This is a genomic window from Spiroplasma sp. ald (assembly GCF_044714355.1).
Classification (GTDB): domain Bacteria; phylum Bacillota_I; class Bacilli_A; order Mycoplasmatales; family Mycoplasmataceae; genus Spiroplasma; species Spiroplasma phoeniceum.
In genome coordinates, this window is the sequence record NZ_RXFY01000079.1 from 1 (window position 1) to 5,052 (window position 5,052).

The following is a 5,052-nucleotide window of genomic DNA, read 5'->3' on the forward strand; positions in this document are numbered from 1 at the left end:
TAATAAAATTAGTACTTTAATGTTAGAACATCCACATTCATCAAAGTGAGTTGTTGGTTTACATGGCTTTAAACGAAATAAATATTTGGGGTTACGAAACGTATATCATTTTTATCAAACTGGTTATAATATTTTAACTTTTGATGCATATGCCCATGGAAATACTTATGGTCAAAAATCAGATTTATGTGTGACGAATGCCATTATTTTAAATTTTTTAATTACATGGTTGAAAAAACATAAAACACCAACTATTATTGGGGTTTTTGGAATTAGTATGGGAGCATCAACTGCCTTTAATATGCCCATCAGTTTTATTTAGAAAATAAAATTGATTGATTAATTGTTGATTGTCCGTTTTCACAACCAGTCCAACAGATTCGGGCTTTTTTACATAAATATATCAAATTACCGTGATGATTAATGTCATTAGGAATTAATAAAAATTTTCGTCGACATTCAAAAACAAATTTAAAACAAATGAATTTACTAAAAGAAAATAACCGGTTACAAGATTTACCAATTTTATTTATTCATGGAACAAAAGATAATTTTGTGAAATACCATAATTCTGTTGTAATGTATTATTTACAACAAAATAAAAATGCGAAAATTGAAATTTTTCTTGTTCAGAAAACAGCACATACTGGCGCCTTAATTGCTAATCAACAAGCATATTGAGAAAAAACATTGTCATTCGCAAATAAATGCAATTTAAATTTTTAAAATGTAAATTAAACAAATAAAAAACACCTTTGCTAGAAAGGTGTTCTAAGTAATTAAAACTATTGCCAAAACTTGAAATTAACATCGTAAATCTTATTCATTAATTTTAAGTTGTTGGAATCCAAAGCTTTAAAAATTTTATCTGTTGCCTTTGATAAAAGTTTTTAAAGTTTTTTCTATTGTGTGTAATTTTTACACATATTTAATTATATCGCATTGATAGGTTAGAAAGCAAGAAACTTGAATTATTTCTGTATTCTGATTTATTTGAGGAATTATTACAACTTAAAAAGTTAAATTAAAATAGAGTCTAAACATTTATCATATTGCAGATTGTAATAGCAATTAGGATTTTCCGTTATGGTACCCTGTAAAATTATTTAGTAGTAAAACGATTGTCAATCACGACTATGTGATAACATATTTATGGTACCCTGTAAAATTATTTTTATGTTATATAATGTTATTGAAAAGATATTCTTTTCTTGTGTTACCCTAGTTTTTAAAACAATATAAATGTAGAGTAGAAAAAGAAAAAAAAAACAAAATTTATAATAAAAAATATCTTTTTTATAATTTTAATTATAAAAACCCATCTATTTTGAGTCTTTTTAAAAAATTTTTTATTTTTTTGCTATAATAAAGTAGGATATTTTTAAAAGGAGAAGAAATATGGAAAATTCAACGAGAAAAGTAGTTTTAGTAGGATGTGGAATGGTTGGAAACAGCTTTTTATATTCAGCGATGAACAGAGGTATTGCACAACATTATTTGCTAATTGATGCGTTTCGACAAGCAGCAGAAGGGAATGCTATTGATTTATCAGATGCAACTGCTGTTTTAGAAAATCGTTTTAGTACAATTAAATCTGGTGATTATAGTGATTGTAAAGATGCTGATTTAATTGTTATTACAGCAGGAAGACCACAACGAGATGGTGAAACACGATTAGATATGGTTGCTGATAATGCAAGAATTATGCAAGATATTGCTTTAAAAATTAAAGCCTCAGGTTTTAAGGGTGTTACGCTAATTGCTTCAAATCCGGTGGATGTTCTGGCATCAGTTTATCAAAAAGTAACTGGTTATGCAAAAAATAAAGTTATTTCTTCAGGAACAACTTTAGATTCAGCACGTTTAAGAAGATTAGTAGGTAATAAATTAAACATTGCTCCAGCTAGTGTTAATGCTTATGTTTTGGGTGAACATGGTGATTCATCAGTTTCTGTTTGATCAAAAGCTTCAATTATGCAAAAATCAATGGCTGATTTTGTGGCAGAAGGAAAATTAACAGAAAAAGATTTAGAAGATATGCACCAACAAATGATGAAAATGGCTTATACAATCATTGATTTGAAAAAAGCAACTTTTTATGGAATTGGTGTATGTTTATCATCAATTGCAAAAGCAATTTTAAATGATGAAAGATCAACCTTTTTAATTGGTGCAAAATGTGAAGGTGAATATAATGTTAAGGGAACTTACATTGGTGTACCAGCAGTTATTGGTGTTAATGGGATTGAAGAAATTATTGAGTGAAAATTAACAAAAGAAGAGCAAGTTAAATTTGAAAAATCAGCGACACAATTACATGAAGCTTTAAATATTGCTCTTGCAGCATTAAAATAAGTAATATTTAGGAAGGCTTTTTAAGTCTTTTTTTTATGTTAAATTTATAATATTTTTTTCTTTTTTAAAAGAAAAATGTGGTATCATTATCTCATAGGATTTCCTATTTTTATATCAACCATGTATTAACTATGTATCAATTATCAACAATATCAATTTAATATATACAAATAAGGAGTTTTTAAATATGAAAAGATTTACTTTAGGAATGATTGCAGCGACAACGATTTCAGTTGCAGGTATGCCAAATATTAATAAAGGAACTTCAACAGTTCAAGCGCATGAATTTGCACAAGAGGCGGTAGAATATAGTATTGCAAGTATGACAGGAACAGATACTTTTCCTGCGCAAAAACTTGCCTCTGGTTTTGTCAATAATCAAAAAGCTTTAGTTTTTGAATATGGAAACTATGCTAAGACTTGAGCAGAATTTGTTCAAAAATATCCAAAATTTAAATTTACTACATTAAGTATGAAAACTAATTTAAAAGGAGACCAAAAAATAGAAGATTTGTCAAAATATACTTTTAACACTGCTGATTTTAAATTACAAGAACAAAATGGTCAATTTATAATTAAGACAATTGAATCAAAATATATTACTGATTTTATTCGTTTATCAGTTCTTGGACAAGTAAAAGAAGACAAGAAGATTATTAATTTTGGTGTTGTATATAATATCAATATTTCACAACAATATATTAAGCCTTATCCATTTTTTAGTTCAGAAACTGACAAAATCCAGTTTTACCATGAATAAAAAATTAATTTGTTTGTAAAGAAAAGACAATAATTTTGAAAATTGATAGGTTGTATCAAATTAGAAAAAACGGAAAAGGCTATCGTAACAATAGTAATAAAATTAAAATTAGAAATATTTATGAATATTTTATTAAAATTATTACTTTAATAATTATTCCATTATTATTAATTGTTTTAATTTATGGAATTGGCATGATTTTACAAGAATATACTAGTAATTTTGTTGCCCTAACGATTGGTGATGTTTGTATTAAGATTGGAAAAGCAGTCTTTAACAATTTATCAATTATCTTTTGTTTAGTAACAGTGATTAGTATTACCAACAATGTAAAAGCTGTAGCAATTGCTGTTACTGGCTTTTTATTTTTCATTGTGATGCAATATGCATTAATTCAATATAAAATAATCCCAGAAGGAAAACTTTATGTAACAAGTATTCTCTTCTTTTACCAAGGTAAAAATTTAGCAATGTTTTTAGGCTCAAGTTTTGGCCTTGTTACTTTAAATACGTCAATTTTAGGGGGAATAACAGTAGGAATTATTACATCATACATTTACATTAAGTGTATTGATTTACGCTTGGCAAAACCATTTGGTTTATTAAATGGTTTTCCATTTGTTACCTTACTTGTTGTTTTAGCAAGTATGTTCTTAGCGTTATTTTTCTTATTACTATGAATTGTAATTGCAATTGTTTTAAACCATATTTATCAATGAATGTGACAACAAAATGCAAACCATTTTTTAGGAGCTGCTTTTGTTTATGAACTATTAAATACATTATTAATTCCATTTGGTTTTAAAGATCTTGTTACTAATTTATTTATTAACTCAAATGTTGAATTATTAAGTCAAACAGAGTTTGAAAATTTATTCAAAAATATTGCCGTGCATTATGGTTGAATACACAATATTTTTGATGATACTTGGAATAATGCCACAATTCAAAAAGTGTGGGATTTTATTAACCAACCAACATTTGAAGAACATCATTTAACAATTTTAGATTGACTTAATTTACTACCAATTGACCGGTTACCACAAGCAAATGGTTATTCTGCACAAACTTATAATTGGTTTTTATCTAGTAATTTTGGTCATTTATTACAACTAAAATTACCACCAAATTATGCGTTTGTCTTTGGTGGTTCGTTAGCAATTAGTACGGCCATTATTTTAACTAGTAAAAAAGAAAACCGCATGCCAACAGCAATTTTAATGACAGCAATTGTGGTGGTTACCATTTTAACAGGGAATAATGTTATTATTAATTTATTTACTTTCTTTATTTCACCAATGTTATATTTTTGTGTTTATACGCCACTTGCTGGTCTTAATGGTTTATTTATGTCGATGCTTGATGTGCACATTTGAGTATTGTTTGTTAATGGTTTAATTGATTTTATTTACAGAGGAATTATTCCAGTGGCCAAAGGAACTAATTTCTTCTGAGTCCCAGTCTTTACTCTTATTTGATTTGTTATTATTATGCCAATATTTTGGAAAGCAATTCTTTATTTTGATTATCCTTTTATTGGTCGAAGAGAAACGATTTTACCACGAATTACTCACAAGAATTATCATGAAATGTGGAATCATTAATGGATAACAAATATATTATTATTTAGGTTCATGGAAAGGTGTTATAAAATAACACCTTTCCATGAACTTTTTAAATATCTATTAACATTATATTTTAGAATGTTATAATTATTATACAAAAACTATGCAATGTGGAAAATATGAAATGCTATTTATTTTAAGGGATTATAATTTTTAATTTATTAGCAATAAACCCATTTTTGTTACAATTAATTCTTTCTAAAAATAAGTTAGAATTATATTAAGAAATGTAAAAGTAGAATAAGTAAAAAATATAATAGACTTCTTGCATAACCTAGTTATTTTAAAATTCCTATAAAATATATTTAAAAT

The 5,052-nt window shown here is 26.5% G+C and carries 4 protein-coding genes and 1 pseudogene; all 5 read left to right on the forward strand.

Annotation, left to right across the window (positions count from 1 at the left end; translation table 4 throughout):
* Window positions 1-322 (forward strand): annotated as a pseudogene (locus EHU54_RS04380) (alpha/beta hydrolase); the annotation flags it as partial.
* A gap of 101 nt (window positions 323-423) precedes the next feature.
* Window positions 424-726, forward strand: coding sequence for a prolyl oligopeptidase family serine peptidase (locus tag EHU54_RS04385; protein WP_400249129.1), 303 nt, complete (start codon window positions 424-426; stop codon window positions 724-726).
* A gap of 672 nt (window positions 727-1,398) precedes the next feature.
* Window positions 1,399-2,355: an L-lactate dehydrogenase gene (locus EHU54_RS04390; protein ID WP_400249131.1), complete on the forward strand. Its 957-nt coding sequence runs from the start codon at window positions 1,399-1,401 to the stop codon at window positions 2,353-2,355.
* A 187-nt stretch (window positions 2,356-2,542) separates the two neighbouring features.
* Window positions 2,543-3,115: a hypothetical protein gene (locus tag EHU54_RS04395; RefSeq protein ID WP_400249132.1), complete on the forward strand. Its 573-nt coding sequence runs from the start codon at window positions 2,543-2,545 to the stop codon at window positions 3,113-3,115.
* A gap of 35 nt (window positions 3,116-3,150) precedes the next feature.
* Window positions 3,151-4,719 (forward strand): PTS transporter subunit EIIC, encoded by a 1,569-nt coding sequence (locus EHU54_RS04400; protein ID WP_400249133.1) that lies wholly within the window; start codon window positions 3,151-3,153, stop codon window positions 4,717-4,719.
* Window positions 4,720-5,052 lie beyond the last annotated feature (333 nt).